The sequence below is a fragment of the Cellulomonas sp. URHE0023 genome (genome assembly GCF_000688475.1).
Lineage (GTDB): Bacteria > Actinomycetota > Actinomycetes > Actinomycetales > Cellulomonadaceae > Cellulomonas.
Genome location: NZ_JIAN01000005.1, coordinates 680,823 through 696,523, shown reverse-complemented (window position 1 = coordinate 696,523; position 15,701 = coordinate 680,823). Strand labels below are relative to the sequence as shown.

The 15,701-nt window shown below is 72.1% G+C and carries 19 protein-coding genes; 11 read left to right on the top strand and 8 right to left on the bottom strand.

The features are described 5' to 3' along the window. Positions 1–68: 68 nt before the first annotated feature. Complete coding sequence (locus N553_RS0103445; RefSeq protein WP_028045371.1) at positions 69–1,019, bottom strand: metallophosphoesterase; 951 nt, start codon at positions 1,017–1,019, stop codon at positions 69–71. Next, positions 1,019–3,475: a transglycosylase domain-containing protein gene (locus N553_RS0103440; protein WP_028045370.1), complete on the bottom strand. Its 2,457-nt coding sequence runs from the start codon at positions 3,473–3,475 to the stop codon at positions 1,019–1,021. Before N553_RS0103440 ends, N553_RS0103445 begins: the two co-directional genes overlap by 1 nt. A 335-nt stretch (positions 3,476–3,810) precedes the next feature. Here N553_RS0103440 and N553_RS0103435 point away from each other — a divergent pair, with 335 nt between their 5' ends. Genes N553_RS0103435 through N553_RS0103425 form a run of 3 tightly spaced genes read left to right on the top strand, consistent with a single transcriptional unit; the run spans position 3,811 to position 4,780 of the window. Continuing rightward, positions 3,811–4,104: a WhiB family transcriptional regulator gene (locus N553_RS0103435; RefSeq protein WP_028045369.1), complete on the top strand. Its 294-nt coding sequence runs from the start codon at positions 3,811–3,813 to the stop codon at positions 4,102–4,104. A gap of 41 nt (positions 4,105–4,145) precedes the next feature. Next, complete coding sequence (locus tag N553_RS24940; protein WP_156043678.1) at positions 4,146–4,304, top strand: DUF4177 domain-containing protein; 159 nt, start codon at positions 4,146–4,148, stop codon at positions 4,302–4,304. Continuing rightward, the gene (locus tag N553_RS0103425; protein WP_028045368.1) at positions 4,304–4,780 is read left to right on the top strand and encodes a RidA family protein; all 477 of its coding nucleotides are present in this window, start codon (positions 4,304–4,306) and stop codon (positions 4,778–4,780) included. Before N553_RS24940 ends, N553_RS0103425 begins: the two co-directional genes overlap by 1 nt. Positions 4,781–4,789: 9 nt before the next feature. On the opposite strand, the gene N553_RS0103420 is transcribed toward N553_RS0103425, so the two are convergent. Together N553_RS0103420 and N553_RS0103415 are read right to left on the bottom strand one after the other, a co-directional pair. Further along, entirely contained in the window at positions 4,790–5,467 is a 678-nt protein-coding gene (locus N553_RS0103420; RefSeq protein WP_028045367.1) for a Crp/Fnr family transcriptional regulator, read from the bottom strand. A 103-nt stretch (positions 5,468–5,570) separates the two neighbouring features. Continuing rightward, the gene (locus tag N553_RS0103415; protein WP_028045366.1) at positions 5,571–5,984 is read right to left on the bottom strand and encodes a hypothetical protein; all 414 of its coding nucleotides are present in this window, start codon (positions 5,982–5,984) and stop codon (positions 5,571–5,573) included. 181 nt (positions 5,985–6,165) lie between these two features. Here N553_RS0103415 and nth point away from each other — a divergent pair, with 181 nt between their 5' ends. Beyond that, positions 6,166–6,876: an endonuclease III gene (gene nth / locus N553_RS0103410; protein WP_028045365.1), complete on the top strand. Its 711-nt coding sequence runs from the start codon at positions 6,166–6,168 to the stop codon at positions 6,874–6,876. A gap of 53 nt (positions 6,877–6,929) precedes the next feature. Here the strand turns inward: nth and N553_RS0103405 are convergent, their stop codons facing one another. Genes N553_RS0103405 through N553_RS0103395 form a run of 3 tightly spaced genes read right to left on the bottom strand, consistent with a single transcriptional unit; the run spans position 6,930 to position 9,885 of the window. After that, the gene (locus N553_RS0103405) at positions 6,930–7,865 is read right to left on the bottom strand and encodes an alpha/beta fold hydrolase (protein ID WP_028045364.1); all 936 of its coding nucleotides are present in this window, start codon (positions 7,863–7,865) and stop codon (positions 6,930–6,932) included. Between the two features lie 10 nt (positions 7,866–7,875). Continuing rightward, on the bottom strand, positions 7,876–9,132 hold the full coding sequence (gene nhaA / locus N553_RS0103400) for a Na+/H+ antiporter NhaA (RefSeq protein ID WP_028045363.1): 1,257 nt from the start codon (positions 9,130–9,132) through the stop codon (positions 7,876–7,878). 24 nt (positions 9,133–9,156) lie between these two features. Next, complete coding sequence (locus tag N553_RS0103395; RefSeq protein ID WP_028045362.1) at positions 9,157–9,885, bottom strand: response regulator transcription factor; 729 nt, start codon at positions 9,883–9,885, stop codon at positions 9,157–9,159. A gap of 218 nt (positions 9,886–10,103) precedes the next feature. Between N553_RS0103395 and N553_RS0103390 the strand changes: the two genes are divergently transcribed. The 3 genes from N553_RS0103390 (at position 10,104) to N553_RS20890 (ending at position 11,903) form a co-directional block, all read left to right on the top strand. Further along, entirely contained in the window at positions 10,104–10,838 is a 735-nt protein-coding gene (locus N553_RS0103390) for a hypothetical protein (protein WP_028045361.1), read from the top strand. Between the two features lie 11 nt (positions 10,839–10,849). Further along, a complete protein-coding gene (locus N553_RS0103385; protein WP_231505152.1) occupies positions 10,850–11,302 on the top strand; it encodes a thioredoxin family protein in 453 nt (150 codons plus the stop codon). A 79-nt stretch (positions 11,303–11,381) separates the two neighbouring features. Further along, positions 11,382–11,903, top strand: a complete 522-nt coding sequence (locus N553_RS20890; RefSeq protein WP_051639792.1) for a DUF4395 domain-containing protein — start codon at positions 11,382–11,384, stop codon at positions 11,901–11,903. Positions 11,904–11,943: 40 nt separating this feature from the next. On the opposite strand, the gene N553_RS0103375 is transcribed toward N553_RS20890, so the two are convergent. After that, positions 11,944–12,315 carry a DsrE family protein gene (locus tag N553_RS0103375; protein WP_028045359.1) on the bottom strand — a complete coding sequence of 124 codons (372 nt, stop codon included), beginning with the start codon at positions 12,313–12,315 and terminating at the stop codon, positions 11,944–11,946. A 183-nt stretch (positions 12,316–12,498) separates the two neighbouring features. Here N553_RS0103375 and N553_RS0103365 point away from each other — a divergent pair, with 183 nt between their 5' ends. The 4 genes from N553_RS0103365 to N553_RS0103350 are packed head-to-tail and all read left to right on the top strand — an operon-like array spanning position 12,499 to position 15,701. Beyond that, positions 12,499–13,092: an FABP family protein gene (locus tag N553_RS0103365; RefSeq protein ID WP_028045358.1), complete on the top strand. Its 594-nt coding sequence runs from the start codon at positions 12,499–12,501 to the stop codon at positions 13,090–13,092. Then, positions 13,089–14,282 (top strand): folate-binding protein YgfZ, encoded by a 1,194-nt coding sequence (locus tag N553_RS20885; protein WP_081844333.1) that lies wholly within the window; start codon positions 13,089–13,091, stop codon positions 14,280–14,282. Before N553_RS0103365 ends, N553_RS20885 begins: the two co-directional genes overlap by 4 nt. Next, positions 14,279–15,391: an aromatic acid exporter family protein gene (locus N553_RS0103355; RefSeq protein ID WP_028045357.1), complete on the top strand. Its 1,113-nt coding sequence runs from the start codon at positions 14,279–14,281 to the stop codon at positions 15,389–15,391. The genes N553_RS20885 and N553_RS0103355 overlap by 4 nt, the downstream gene beginning before the upstream one ends. A 49-nt stretch (positions 15,392–15,440) precedes the next feature. Next, the gene (locus tag N553_RS0103350) at positions 15,441–15,701 is read left to right on the top strand and encodes a type II toxin-antitoxin system Phd/YefM family antitoxin (protein WP_028045356.1); all 261 of its coding nucleotides are present in this window, start codon (positions 15,441–15,443) and stop codon (positions 15,699–15,701) included.

The following is a 15,701-nucleotide window of genomic DNA, read 5'->3' as shown; positions in this document are numbered from 1 at the left end:
GACGCACGCTGAGGGTCGGTCGCGGCGCGTGGAACGGTGCGCGAGCGGGCCACCCGACCTGTTGGGACTCAGGCGGCGACGAGGGTGAGGAGCGTCGCCTCGGGCCGGCAGGCGAACCGCACGGGCGCGTAGGGCGAGGTGCCCAGACCGGCGGAGACGTGCATCCACGTGGAGCCCGCGCCGCCCGGTCGGTCCGGACGTGGGCCGGGCCACCCGTGCAGGCCCTTGGCCCGTCCGGTGTCGAGATCGCAGTTGGTGACCAGCGCGCCCCACAGCGGAAGCGCCAGCTGGCCGCCGTGCGTGTGCCCGGCGATCGCGAGGTCGACGTCGTCGGCGTGCATCGCGTCGAGCACGCGACGGTAGGGCGCGTGCGTGACGCCGAGGTGCAGGTCGACGGGCGTCGAGCCGGTGCGCGCGTCGTCGGCGTCTCCCGCTTCGGGGTACCGGTCGCGGTCCAGGTGCGCGTCGTCGGTCCCGACGAGCGACAGGACGCGACCGTCGGCCTTGATCACGTCACGCCGGTTGGTCAGGTCGACCCAGCCCGCAGACCGGAAGCGCGACGCGAGCTCGCGCCAGGGCAGCGACGAGGTGTTCTTGGGCTTCGAGCGCGCGTCGGGGAGGAGGTACCTCGCGGGGTTCTTGGGCGAGGGTGCGACGTAGTCGTTGGAACCGAACACGAACGCACCCGGCACGGCCAGGTGCGGCTCCAGGGCGTGCAGGAGGTCCGGCATCGCGTCCAGGTGCGCCCAGTTGTCCCCGGTGTCGACCACGAGGTGCGGCTGCAGCGTGGCCAGGTCACGAACCCAGTCCACCTTGCGCCGTTGACCGGGAACCAGGTGCAGGTCCGACAGGTGCAGGATGCGCAGCGGAGCCTGCCCGGCCGGAAGCACGGGCACCGTGACCTCGCGCAGCGCGTACCAGCGCACCTCGACGAGCGCCGCGTAGGCGAGCGCGGCTGCACCTGCAGCTGCCAGACCGCCGGCCGCACGTGCGGCTGTCCGACCGGCGTCGGACCGCATCAGCCGTTGCCCCCGCGTCCGCCGCCGAAGCCGCCGCCATTTCCGTTCCCGTTCCCGTTCCCGTTGCCGTTCCCCGGGTTCGGCGGCGCGTTCGGGTCCGGCGGCGGGGGCTGCTGCCCGTTCGACAGCGTGAGGGTGATGACCGAGCCGCGTGTGGCCGTGCCGGACGGGTTCTGCTCGGCGACGGAGCCGCCGGGGACCGTCGAGGGCACCTGGTCGGGTGCGGTGGTGGTGTTGAAGCCCGCGTCCTCGAGGATCTTCTTCGCGTCGGCCTCGGACCGGCCGACCACCGACGGCACAGGGATCTTCTCCCCGAAGACGAGCTTCTGGTCGGGCTCCGCGAAGCCCGGGTTCGCGGCGCCGTCAAGTGCGGTGGTCATGAACCGCTTCCACGTGGGGGCGGCGATCGACGAGCCGTACGCGTTCTTGACGTACTTGCCGTTGATCACCATGTTCTGGACCGGCGTCATGGCCTCGGAGAAGCCGACCCACACGGCCGTCGCGAGCAGGGGCGTGTACCCGACGAACCAGGTCTCCTCGTTGTGGCTCGTCGTGCCCGTCTTGCCGGCGGAGGGGAACGACGGCGCGCCGACCGTCTTGGCGGTACCGGTCCACACGTTGCTGAGCGCGAAGTTGATGGTGTTCGCGTACCTCGGCTCGATCCGCTGCTGGCAGCCGGCGCTGGGAACCGGGAGCGGCTGGCCGTCCGCGTTCACCACGCTCAGGATCGCGATCGGGGTGCAGTACACGCCGCCGGACGCGAACGCGGCGAATGCGGCAGCCATGGACAGCGGAGCGACCGAGTCGGTGCCGATGATGTTCGACGGGTTCGCCTGCGGGGTGATGGTCCCGTCCGCCCGCGGCTTGGCCAGGTGCATGCCGAGGTCCGTGGCGCCCTGCATGATGTTGCAGACGTCGAGCTGCATGCCCATCGTGAGGTACGCGAGGTTGACCGAGTTCTTGGTCGCGTCGAGCACCTTCATCACGCCTGCGCCGCCTTCGGCGTTACCGGGCTTCCAGGGGACGTTCGGGCCCTTGGCGCCGCACGTGGTGAACATGTTCTCGTTGAGGGGACGCACCGACCCGTTGACGGTCTCGTAGAGGCTGTGCCCCTGCTTGAGCCACTCGAGCAGCGTGAACGGCTTGAAGGTCGAGCCCGGCGCGAAGCCTCCCGACGCCCCGTAGGCGAAGTCGGTGTTGAAGTTGACCGACTCCGTCCGCAGTGCGGGGTCTCCTACGGCGGAGTAGTCCCGGTTCTGGGCCATGGCGACGATCTGCCCGGTGCCCGGCTGCACGGTCACGATGGAGCTGGCGACCCCGGACGGGTCCTGGACCGGGATACCGGCCTTGACCTCGTTGTCGGCAGACGTCTGGAGACGGGGGTCGAGCGTCGTCGTGATCGTCAGGCCGCCGCGGTAGAGCAGGCGCGCCCGGTCTTCCTTCGTCGCACCGAAGGTGGGGTCGTTGACGATCACCTTGGTGACGTAGTCGCAGAAGTAGCCCGATCCCGCGATCACTGTGCTGGCCACGGCGCAGCCCTGCACGAGCTCCTTCGGGTGCATCGTGTCCGCGAGCGGCGTCGCGAGCCCGGTGGTGTAGTCGGCGTCGCTGATGTACTTCTGGTCGTGCATGAGACGCAGGACGGTGTTGCGACGCGTCTGTGCCGCTTCCGGGTTCTTCACCGGGTCCCACTTGGTCGGGCTCTGCGTCACACCGGCGATGGTCGCGGCCTCGAGGTAGGTGAGGTCCTTCGCGGGCTTGCTGAAGTAGTACTGGGCGGCCGACTCGACGCCGTAGACCTTGATCCCGAACTGCGCGATGTTCAGGTACTTCTCAAGGATCTCGTCCTTGGTCATCTTCTTCTCGAGGGTGATGGCGAGCTTCGCCTCACGCAGCTTGCGTGCGATGCCTTCGCTCCCCTCGGCGCCCTTGGCCTCCTCGAGCGCCGCCTGCCGCTCGGGGCCCTCCGGCTTGGCCAGGGCGGCCTCGATCAGCACGTTCTTGACGTACTGCTGCGTCAGCGTCGACGCGCCCTGCTGACCGGAGGTCGAGGTCTGGTTCCGGACGAATGCGCGCAGCATGCCGGCCGGGTCGACGCCTGCGTGCTCGTAGAAGCGCTTGTCCTCGGTCGCGATCACGGCGTGCTGGAGCATCGGCGAGATATCGGCGAGGGGAACCACGACACGGTTCTGGTCGTAGAACGTGGCGAGCAGGGTGCCGTCGGCCGCCAGGATGGTCGACTTCTCGGGAAGGCCCGGCTGGTCGAGCTCGGTGGGCAGACCGTCGAAGGCTTGCGCCGTCACGTCCGTCGCACCGTTGGCGAGCGCGACGCCGGGCAGCGCGAGCCCAGCGGCGAGGATGCCGCCGACGCCTGCGACGAGTACGAAGGACAGCAACAGGGCCAACGCCTGCAGGGCGTTGACCTGACGGCCGCGCGAGCGCGCAGGGTTCGGCATGCCGTCAGGGTAGTAGGCGGCCCTGTCGGACCCGTCCTGATGCGCGGGAGTCGACGCGACCTCCACCGGACCCACACACAAACCAGGCGTCCGTAGACAGACAGGGCCCTGTCGAGCAGCGGGGGACCGGGCCGCCGGGTCAAATGTCACCGTTTGTGCGTCACACGATCGGGTGACACGTCGGGTGCGCGAGCCGCATTCCTACGCGCGTTCGGGCGTCCACCAGCCGAAACACCCTTGTGGCGGCTCGCCAGAACGGTCCACGAACCGCTAGTTTCCCGGCAAGGACAGGGGCACGGTTGCCGCGAGGTGGCCCCGCAGCCAGGGGAGGTCGAGTGACCACGCTTGTGCAGGACGGGCACTGGACCGCGCACGCCGAGTGCGCGAAGGGCAAGCTGGCTCCCGATGCGCTCTTCGTCGAGGGTGCCGCCCAACGTGAGGCGCGATCGGTGTGCACCGGGTGCCCGGTCAGGCTGGCGTGCCTCGCGGACGCGCTGGACAACCGCATGGACTTCGGCGTCTGGGGCGGGATGACGGAGCGCGAGCGCCGGGCGCTCCTGCGGCGTCGGCCGGAGGTGCGGTCGTGGCGTGTCGAGCTGGTCGGTAACGAACCCGTCCTGCTGAGCTGAGCCTGGTCTGGTGGCGTCTGCGCGCGACTAGGGTTGAGCGCATGGCCACGACGTGGGAGTACGCAACCATTCCGCTCATCATTCATGCCACCAAGGCGATCCTCGACCAGTGGGGCGCTGACGGCTGGGAGCTCGTCCAGGTGATCCAGGGACCCGACGCTGGCCTGGTGGCCTACCTGAAGCGGCCCGTGCAGTCCTGATGGGCGCCGCCGAGAAGCTCGCCGCGCTCGGCCTCGAGCTGCCGGTGGTCGCCGCGCCGGTCGCCGTGTACGTGCCGGCCGTCCGCTCCGGTGACTACGTGTACACCGCGGGGCAGCTGCCGTTCGTCGCCGGCGCCCTGCCCGCGACCGGGAAGGTCGGCGCCGGGGTCAGTCCGGACGAGGCGTTCGGGTACGCGCAGACGGCGGCGCTGAACGCGCTCGCCGCGGTCGCGGATGTGCTGGGCGGCGGCGTCGACGCCCTCGACCGGATCGTCCGCGTGGTCAAGGTGGTCGGCTTCGTCGCCAGCGACCCGTCCTTCACCGGGCAGCCCGCCGTGGTCAACGGGGCGAGCCGGCTGCTCCACGACGTGCTCGGCGAGGCCGGCGTCCATGCACGCTCTGCCGTGGGTGTGGCCGTCCTCCCGCTGGACTCGCCCGTCGAGATCGAGATCGTCGTGGAGCTGGAGCCCGCCTGAGCCAGTGGCTCAGCGGGCGCGGCGCTCCAGGCGGTCCACGTCGAGCAGCACCACGGCGCGGCCCTCTCGACGGACCCAACCACGTGCGGCGAAGTCGGCCAGGGCCTTGTTCACCGTCTCCCGTGAGGCGCCGACCAGCTGTGCCAGCTCTTCCTGCGTGAGGTCGTGCGCCACGCGGATACCCTCATCGACCTTCTCACCGAAGCGCGTGGACAGGTCGAGGAGCGCCTTGGCGACGCGGCCGGGGACGTCCGAGAACACCAGGTCGGCGAGCGCCTCGTTGGTGCGGCGGAGCCGGCGGGCGAGCGCCTGCAGGAGGTGCTGCGCGACGGTCGGCTTGTCGTGCAGCCACCTGATGAGGTCGCCGTGCCCGAGCTCGAGGACCACGGCGTCGGCGACGACGGTCGCCGTCGCAGTGCGGGGGCCCGGGTCGAACAGCGACAGCTCGCCGAACATCTCGCCGGGACCGAGCACCGCCAGCAGGTTCTCGCGTCCGTCGTTGGAGCGTCGACCCAGCTTGATCTTGCCCTCGCGGACCACGTAGAGCCGGTCACCGGGCTCGCCCTCGTGGAAGAGGATATCCCCACGGACGATGTCGATCGCCTTCATCGTCGCGACGAGTGCCTCCGACGCCTCCGGTTCCAGACCGGCGAACAACGGGGCCGCCAGCACGATGTCGTCCTCCACGGTCACACCTCACCTCTTTTGCTGTGTCGTGCGTGACCACACGCAGACGAAGGTGGCCGCGGGGGGCGGCCTGATCCACGCTCAGTGTGCCCCATCGCGGCGCTCAACTGGGGTTCGGGAGCTCCACGAAGCCTGACAGTGTCGCGCCGGGCTCCTGCGCGAGTCGCGAGATCAGCCGTTCGGTCGCCTCGGCGAGTGCCGCCTCGACGCCTTCGCCGTAGCGAGCGAGCTGGGCGTCCAGCGTCCGGAGCTCGTCGATGCGGAGGGAGCCTGCGCCCGCGCCGGGCCCGAGCATCGCCGCGAGCGCGGCCGGACGGGGAACGTCGACGCCGACCTGGGGAGGCAGCTGGAACGCGATCTCCTCGCCGAGCGGGTCGGGTCGGGCCACCTGCGCGACAGCGAGATCGAGCCTGGCGCGCACGAGCCGGCGCCACCACATGACCCGGGCGTGCTCCGCCCGCAGCACGCGACGGTCGAGACGCAGGTCGCGCACCCGGTACTCGCCGGCAGAGATCATTAAGGTGGTCCTCCTTGGGGTTCATGTCGGGTTTCGGCCTGATCGCCCGGCACCTTGAGCCCCACGGCGGGAGCGCGTCCACAGATCACTCCAAGGGAGCAACGCTGCAGGTCACACGGGTGAATCGGCGCTCGCTGGCTGGCGGGCGGCCGGTGTGGGTGCCGCGTCGTACGCTGCGTCGGTGGCCTCGACAGAACGTGCTATCGAACCTGAGACGGAGCTCGCGCGGACCCGCCGCGCCCGGCGCATCGACCGAGCGCTCGCGGTGCGCTACCCGGATGCGCACTGCGAGCTGGACTTCTCGTCTCCCTTCGAGCTCCTCGTCGCCACCGTGCTCTCGGCGCAGACGACCGACGTGCGCGTGAACCTGACGACGCCGGTCCTGTTCGCCCGCTTCCCGGACGCGGCAGCTCTGGCGGCGGCGAACCCCGAGGAGGTCGAGGAGATCCTGCGGCCCACCGGCTTCTTCCGGGCGAAGACGAAGTCGGTCATGGGGCTCTCCGCAGCGCTCGTCGAGCGGTTCGGTGGCGACGTGCCCGCGCGCCTCGAGGACCTGGTGACCTTGCCGGGTGTGGGTCGCAAGACCGCGAACGTGGTGCTCGGCAACGCGTTCGGGATCCCGGGGATCACCACGGACACGCACGTCATGCGGCTGTCGCAGCGGCTCGGCTACACGACGAGCGACGACCCGCTGGTGGTGGAGAAGGTGCTCGACCGCCTCCTGCCGCGGGCCGACTGGACCATGGCGTCGCACCGGCTGATCTTCCACGGCCGCCGTACGTGCTTCGCCCGGAGGCCCGCGTGCGGCGCGTGCCCGATCGCGTCGTCGTGCCCGTCGGCAGGGATGGGAGAGGTCGACCCGGTCAAGGCGACGGCGATGCTCAAGGGGTGACCCGCCGGGCGGCACAGCGCAGCCCCGCCAAAGGCGGCGCCCGTGCCCAGGCGCTAGCCGACCGGCGCGACCTCGCGCAGCCAGCCGAGGAGGAGCTCCGTGACCAGGTCCGGTGCCTCTTCAGGCAGGAAGTGGCCCGCCTGGGAGAGCAGCTCGAACCGGTACCCCGGTCCGACGAGCGCTGACGTCTGGCTCGAGAGAGCGGCGTGAGAAGCGGGCCGGATGCCGTCACGGCCCCCGTGGATCTGCAGCACCGGCAGCGGGCGCATGGCCTGGAGCGCCGCGTGGTAGCGCCGACCGTCCAGGCGCGGCATGGACCGCACGATCCAGCGCAGCTGCTCCATCTGGCTGTGCGCCGCGAAGGGCACCTGCGCGGCCGCGCGGTACACGGCCTCGTCCTCGGCGCTGATCCACCCGGGGCTCCCGCCCCACTCGTGCAGCAGGCGCGAGACGAGGTCTCCCTGGGTGAGTGCGCGCTCGGGGAACGAGGGCAGCTGGACGAACGCGAGCTGTTTCGCAGCGGCCGGGCGGATCGCGGCACGCAGGCTGCCGTGGGTGTCGAGGGGGTGCGGTGCTCCCAGAGCGGCCACCGCGCGCGTGTGGCGCGGGTGAAGGGCGGCCGTGGCCCACGCGATCTCACCGCCGGTCCCGTTCCCGACGACGACGGCGTTCGAGGCGCCGAGGGACTGGATGACGCCGGCGACGTCGGAGGCGAGCGTCGGGACGTCGTAGCCCACGGGCGGCTTGTCCGAGCCGCCCGTGCCCCGGACGTCCATCGCAGCGACCCGGTACCCGGCGTCGGCAAGGACGGGCAGCTGGTGCCGCCACGCCCACCAGAACTCGGGCACGGCGTGAAGGAGCACGACCAGCGGCGCGTCCCGGTCCTCCGGACCTGCGAGGGCTACGTGGAACCGGGCTCCGTTCGCGGCCACGAAGCGGTGCTGCCAAGGGCCGTCGATGAGGAGCGTGGCGGAGTCGACGGTGCTCATCGGTGCGAACCTACCCGTTCGTCGGCGTCGGAGCGGTGCGCGAGTAGTACCTGTCCCGGTAGGCGAGCGCGACTCCGCCGAGCACAGCCGCGACCGCGGACGCCACGATGATCGCGACGATGGCGTGCTCCTCGTGCTCGGTGCCCGCGCCGAACGCGAGCTCCGCGACCAGGAGCGACACCGTGAACCCGATGCCGCCGAGCACGCCGACAGCGGCGACGTCGCCCCAGCCCAGGCCGGGGGCGAGCCGCGCGTGGGTGAAGCGTGCGACCAGGAGGGTCGCCCCCAGGATGCCGACCGGTTTTCCGACCACGAGACCGAGCGCGACCCCGATTGCGACGGGGTCGGTGAACGCGCTCGTCAACGAGCCGAGCGTCAGCGTGACGCCGGCGGCGAACACGGCGAAGACCGGCACCGCCACGCCGGCGGACAGTGGTCGCCACGCGTGCTCCCAGCGCTCGGCCAGGGACCGCTGGGGTTCGTCGGGAAGCTTCAGTGCGCGTTGCGTCGAGGCGGTGGTCCCAGGCACGACGAGACCGAGCGCGACGCCGGCGATCGTGGCGTGGACCCCGGACGCGTGCACGCACGCCCAGGCGACCAGCCCGAGCGGGACGAGCAGGAACCCGCTGACCCACCCGACCCGGATGAGGACCGCGAACAGCACCACGACCGCCACGCCGGCGCCCAGCCACAGGAACGACACGTCCTCGGTGTAGACCACCCCGATGATGGTGATCGCCAGGAGGTCGTCGACCACCGCGAGCGTGAGGAGGAATGCGCGCAGGGCGTTCGGCAGGCTGCGGCCGACGATCGCGAGGACGGAGACCGCGAAGGCGATGTCGGTCGCCGTCGGCACTGCCCAGCCCTTGGGTGCGCCGCCGTCGGCGGTCAGGTTGACGAGGAGGTAGACCCCGGCGGGGACCAGCATGCCGCCGACCGCCGCGACGACCGGCACGATCGCGGTCTGGAGGTGACGCAGCTCGCCGGCGACGATCTCCCGCTTGAGCTCCAGGCCGACGACGAAGAAGAAGATCGCCAGCAGCCCGTCGGTCGCCCACGTGGCCAGCGACAGGTCCAGGTGCAGCGCCGCGGGGCCGACGACGGCCTCGGAGACCGCGGTGTAGCTCTCCGGGAAGACGTTGGCCCAGACCAGGGCGACGACGGTCCCCAGGAGGAGCAGCGCGCCCCCGACGCGCTCCGAGCGCAGGGTGTCCCGGAGGTTGGTCTCGGAGCCGGGGGACAGGGACGAGAACAACCGGCTGGCCACTGTGCTCCTCTGGAAGGTGCGCCGTCAGGCGTCGGCGGGCTCGGGAATCTCCGTACGTCCGTCGACCGCGCCGCGGCGGTCCTTCGGCGGGTCGAACCGGTAGCCCACGTTACGCACCGTGCCGATGAGCTGCTCGTGCTCGGGGCCGAGCTTGGCCCGGAGGCGCCGGACGTGGACGTCGACGGTCCGCGTGCCTCCGTAGTAGTCGTAGCCCCAGACCTCCTGCAGCAGCTGAGCCCGCGTGAAGACGCGTCCCGGGTGCTGCACCAGGTACTTGAGGAGCTCGAACTCCTTGTAGGTGAGGTCGAGCGGCCGGCCGCGCAGCCGGGCCGTGTACCCGCCGGCGTCGATCGTGAGCTCACCGGAGGAGATCTCCTGCGGTGCGTCGTCGTACCCGGCGGTCGCCGCCCGCTCCATGACCAGACGGAAACGGGTCTCCACCTCGGCCGGGTTGGCGGTCTCCAGGATGATGTCGTCAGCGCCCCACTCGGCGGTCACGACCGTGAGGCCGCCCTCCGTCAGGACGAGGATCAGCGGGACCGTCAGGCCGGTGGCCCGCAGCAGCCGGCACGTGGTGCGCGCGGTGACCAGGTCGCGACGCGCGTCGAGCACGACGATGTCGGCATCGGGCGCGTCCACGAGCGCCGAGGGTTCGACCGGCAGCACGCGGACACGGTGGGACAGCAGTCCGAGAGCCGGGAGGACCTGGGCGGAACCTCCGGACGCTGGAGTGAGCAGCAGCAGATCCGCCACGTCCTACCTCCCTGCGTGCGAGTGGGGCACACGGTATCGCGTGTTCCGGCCACGTTGCGTCCGTTGGTCGCGGGCTGGCCGCGTGTGCGGGGGAGTGCGGCGTCGGTAACTCCGGGGAAACGGGCGCGAGATGCGACAATCGGCGGCGTGCTCCAGCCATCCGACCGTGTCGACGTCGCCCGAACACCCGTGGTGACCCCGGACGCAGGTCGGTAGGCGTGCAGCTCGCAACTCGCGCGGTCGTCACCGCAGTCCTCGCCGCCGTCGTAGCCGTCGCCGGGTACCTCGGCGGGATCCCCCTGACGGTCGCGGCCGCACTCCTCGCCCTGGCGTTCGCACTCGGCTGGCCCGCCCTGGTCGGGCTGCCGTTCCGTGCGGGGTCGACGGTCGTGGTCGCGGTCGGTGGGATCGGCGCGGTGGCCGTCGTCCATCTCACGACGGTGGAGCCGTACCTGAGGTTCCTCCCGCTCGCGTTCGCGGGCGCGATCCTGCTCTCGTTCGTCAACGAGCTCGTGCGTCGCGACGGTCGTGAACGGCTCGTCGAGTCCGTGTCAGGCACCGTGACGGGGACGCTCGTCGCGGTCGCGTCGGCCGGATGGGTGGCGACGGGGCACACGCCCGGCGGGAAGCCGCTGGTCGTCGTCGGGGCGCTCGCGCTGGCGGTCGGCTCCGCCGTCGTCGCACTGCACCTCGCGGCGTGGGTGGGCGCGTTCGTGACGAGCGCGGCGGCTGCCGGCGCCGGTGCGCTCGGTGGGGCGATCCTGCCGGACATCGACATCGCGGCCGGGCTCGTCCTCGGCCTGGCGGTCGGAGTGCTCGTCACCACGCTGCACGCTCTCTTCGACGAGCTGCCGTCCCTGCGACGGCGCTGGCCGTCCGTCGCGGCCGTCACCCTTCCGGTGACGGTCACGGGAACGCTGGTCTACGTCGTCGGCCGGGTCCTGGTGGGCTGACCGTGCGAGACGTGCTGGTCCTGGTCGCGGTGCTGCTGCTCGCCACCGTCATCGGGCTGTGGTGGCGCGCTCGCAACGGCCGGTACACCGCGGTGGACCCGTTGCTGGTGGCGGGGGCCCCGTCGACGCAGGCCGACGACACGCGGCTGTCCGCCGCGGAGCTCGGGAGCCCGCTGGGCGCCCGTGCCACGTTCGTCCAGTTCTCGAGCGAGGTGTGCACGCCGTGCAGGCGGACCGCCGCGGTGCTCCACCAGCTCGTCTCCGAGCACGACGACCTCTCGCACGTCGAGATGGATGTGGTGGCGCACCTCGACCTCGTGCGACGCTTCTCGATCATGCGCACCCCGACGACGCTCCTGCTCGACGCCCGTGGCGTCGTGGTCGGTCGTCTGTCCGGAGCGACGGACCGGCGGCACGCGCTCAGTGCCCTCGAGGCGTGTCCCGGCGGGGTCGCTGCGTCCTGACGACGAGCCCGCGAGGGCAGCCGGCAGGCGGAGACGGCCCCGGCCCCGGCCCCCGTCGCTGCGTCCCGCTGGAGTCCTGATGTCCGAGCACGCCCCCGCTTCGCCCGCCCCCGGACCGACCGCTGCGTCGGCCCCCGTTGCCGGTCCGTCCGGCTCTCGTCCCGACGGGATCGATCCCCGCGGCCCGCGGTTCGGCGCGGCGATCACCCTCGTGCTGCTCGCCGCCGTGCTGCTGCTCGGTGCCTGGCCGGCCGCCGCCACCGCGCTGCTCGCGGTTGTCGTCGCCAGCTTCGCCGTCGGCGCGTTCCGCGGAGTCGGCCACACCTGGCAGGGCTGGGTCTTCCGCCGCTTCGTGAGCCCCCGCCTTGCACCGCCGACCGAGCTCGAGGACCCGCGCCCGCCCACGTTCGCGCAGCTCGTCGGACTGGTCATCACCGGCGTCGGACTGGTCCTCGGCCTCGTCGGGGTCAGTGCGGCCGTCCCGGTCGCCGCCGCGCTCGCCCTGGTCGCCGCGTTCCTCAACGCGGTCTTCGGCCTGTGCCTCGGCTGCGAGATGTACCTGCTGGGACTTCGGCTGCGCGCGGGCCGCGCAGCGGCCTGACGTCCGGGTCGCGGCGTCCTGGACGCCGATCGGGCTCGGGCTAGTAGACGAGCGCCTGGGCGTCCGGTGCCAGCGACTCCTCGACGAACACCGCCGCGCCGGCGATCCGGACGCCGGGCAGGACGTCGGCGAGGCCGATCGAGCGACGGGCCGCGCACTGCGTGCAGACCGTCACGGTGCCCTCGGCGAGCACGAGGTCCAGCAGCTCGGCCAGGGGGGTCGCGTGCTCGAGCACGAGGTCGTCGGCCCGGCCGGGCAGGGCGAGCCACGCGGACTCGCCCGTGAGCCAGAGGCTGACCGTCGCGCCGGCAGCCACGGCCGCCGCGGCGACGGTGAAGGCCTGGTTGGTGGCCTCGGGGCGTTCGGTGCCGGACGTGGTCTTGATCACGAGGGGGCGCGTCGGGGTGCTCACCGGAACAGGTTAGGGGGGCGGGCTCGTTAGGATCGGTGCATGACTGCGCTCGAGGGAGTCTTCATCGGCCTGCTGGTGCTGGCGACGCTCGCGATCGGCTCGATCGCCACGCTCGTCGTGTACCGGCTCTACAAGGGCCAGAGCTGACGCGGTCCTGCGTCGGACCGTGACCAGGAGGCTCTGATGCCGTTCGTGCTGCCCGACCCCGAGGGCATGGCCCCTGAGGTGTACCCGCTGGCCTGGCTGGTCGGCGCGTGGCGCGGCGAGGGAGTGGTGGACTACCCGGGGATCGACGAGGCCGCCTTCACCCAGGACATCGTCTTCGATCACGACGGCGGCCCGTACCTCTCGTACACGTCGACCATCCGCCTCGTCGAGGTGCCGTCGGACCCGGCTGCGCTGGTCGACCCGGAGGCCGAGGTGTCGGACGGCCCCGTGTGGCAGACCGAGTCCGGCTACTGGCGTGTCCCGCCGGAGCGCCCCACCGACCAGGGCCTGACCGACCAGCAGCACCCCGTCGAGGTGCTCGTCGCGGACCCGTCCGGGCACGTCGGGCTCTTCGTCGGCGCAGTCGGCAAGGGCCGGATCGACCTGGTCAGCGACGTGATCGCGCGCGCGGCCAGCGGGGCGGACGTCAGCGCGGAGAAGCGTCTGTACGGCCTGGTCAACGGCGAGCTCATGTGGGCGCACGACATCGCGGCCTTCGGGCACCCGATGCAGTCGTACGCCTCGGGGCGGCTGTCGCGCGTCGAGGCGGACGCGGGGGACCTGTCATGACTGTCACGGGTTCGGGACCCGACCAGGTCGTCGAGATGCACGGCGAACCGCCACGGCACGCCAGTGCGCTGCTCGCGCGACCGGGTGCCGTGCGCGCCTCCGGTCCGGACGACGGGGTCGCGTGGCACTACGGCGACCCGACGGCCGAGCAGCGGGCCCTCAGCCGGGGCGGTGCCGTGGTCGACCAGTCCTACCTCGGTGTGGTCTCGGTGACCGGGCCCGACCGGCTCAGCTGGCTCAACTCGATCACGTCGCAGGAGCTCACGGACCTGCCGCCCCGCACGTCCACCGAGCTGCTCGTCCTGAGCCCCCAGGGGCACATCGAGCACGCCGCAGGTGTGGTCGACGACGGCGAGACGACGTGGCTGCTGACCGAGACCCCGAGCGGGCTCGCGGCCTGGTTGAACCGCATGAAGTTCATGCTCAGGGTCGACGTCGCGGACGTGACCGACGAGTGGGCCGCGATCGGCGAGCCCGTGGACGCGGAGGGCACGCCCGAGGAGCCGGTGACCTGGCGCGACCCGTGGCCGACCACGGCCGCGGGTGGGACGCGCTACGGACCGGCCGACGACGAGCACCCCGGCGCCGACCGCCAGTGGCGGCTCGTCCTGGTGCGACGTGACCGGCTCGCCGACGAGGTTCGTGCGCGTGAGGCAGCGGGCTGGCCGCTCGTCGGCACCTGGGCGAGCGAGGCGATGCGGGTCGAGGCGTGGCGCCCGCGTGCCTCCCACGAGGTCGACCACCGCACGATCCCGCACGAGCTCGACTGGCTGCGCACGGCCGTCCACCTGAACAAGGGCTGCTACCGAGGCCAGGAGACCGTGGCCCGCGTGCACAACCTCGGGCGACCCCCACGGCGACTCGTGATGCTCCACCTGGACGGCTCGGGACACGTGCTGCCCGAGGTCGGCGCGCAGGTGCACGACGTGGTCCGCACGGAGACGTCTCAGGAGCCGGGCCGACCCGTGGGAAGCGTGACGACCGTGGCTCGCCACCACGAGCTCGGTCCGGTCGCGCTGGCCGTCGTGAAGCGCTCGACGCCCGTGGACGCCGAGCTCGTCGTGGACAGCGACGGCGGTGCCGTGGCGGCCAACCAGGAGGCGATCGTGCCGGGCGAGGGCGTCTCGACCGACCGGCCGGCGCCCCGTGGACCGTTGGCCCGCGGGCTGGGGCAGCACCCGATGCTGTGAGCGCCGCTGCGGCTGCTGCCGGGACCAGGCGGAACCCGCGCGTCGTCCTGGAGGCCCGGGTCCGGCAGGGTGTCTCCCGCGTGCACGCGGCGTGGTTCCCGATCCTCCAGGCGGCCATAGCGGCAGGCATCGCGTTCGGTCTGGCTCGCTACGTCGTGCACCACCCCTACCCCTTCTTCGCTCCGGTGTGCGCGTGGGTCGCGCTGGGGTACACGGCCGACCGGTCGGTACGCAAGGTCGCCGAGCTCGCCGTCGGTGTGGCGCTCGGCGTGGCCCTGGGTGACGTGCTCGTGCACCTCATCGGCAACGGCGTGTGGCAGGTCGCCGTCGTCGTGTTCCTCGCCGCGACGATCGGGCGGTTCATCGACCGCGGCGCCCTGCTCACCACGCAGGCCGGCGTGCAGGCGCTCGTGATCGTCGGGCTTCCCGCGCTCGCTGCCAGCGGGGGACCGCTCGGGCGGTGGATCGACGCGGCGATCGGCGGCGTCGTCGCGCTGGCGGTCGCCCTCCTGACCCCGCGCGACCCACGCAGGCACTCCCGGGCCCTGGCGCACAGCGCGTGCGACGAGCTGGCCGGCGTGCTGAGGCTGTTCGCGCGGGGTCTTCGCGACGCCTCGTCGAACGACGTCGAGGACGCCCTCGTCCGTGCGCGGGCGTCGCAGCCGGCCATCGACGAGTGGTCGGAGACGGCCAAGAACGCCGGTGAGCTGGCGCGGATCTCGCCGACCATCCGACGGTTCCGCGACGAGCTCTCGGCGTTGGAGGGGCGCGCGGTGCTCGTCGACCGGGCCATGCGCAACACCCGCGTGCTCGTCCGGCGGTCGCTCCCGGCGGTCGAGGCGGGCAACCACGACCTGTCCGGGATGGCCGACCTGGTCGACGCGACCGCCCGTGCGACCGACGAGCTCTCGGCCGCACTCGCATCCGGACGCGACCCGGCACGGGCCCGCACCGAGCTGCTCACGGTCGCGCGCGGGCTCGACCCGTTCGCGATGACGGACTGGCAGGTGCAGAGCCTCGTCATGCTTCAGCGTTCGCTGGTCGTCGACCTGCTCGAGGCGGCCGGGACCGGCCCGCAGGCTGCCCGGGAAGCACTGCCTGAGATCTGATCGCAGACCCGGACCCCCCGCTGGCCTCGGGGTTCGGTACGGTCGCCGTGTGGACGTCTCGGTCAGCGCCCTGCGCGCAGAGCTCAAGCAATGGATCGAGGCCGCGCGCACCGGCGAGGACGTGGTGATCACCGAACGCGGGATCCCCGTCGCGCGGCTGAGCGGCATCGCGTCGGCGGACCTTCTGACGCGTCTCGAGCGTGACGGCCTGCTCACGCCGTCCACGACGGCGCGTCCCGCGGCGAGGAGCGCCGACAAGACCGCGGCGAAGGGTGGGGTCTCGGACCTCGTCCGTCGGCTGCGACGCTGA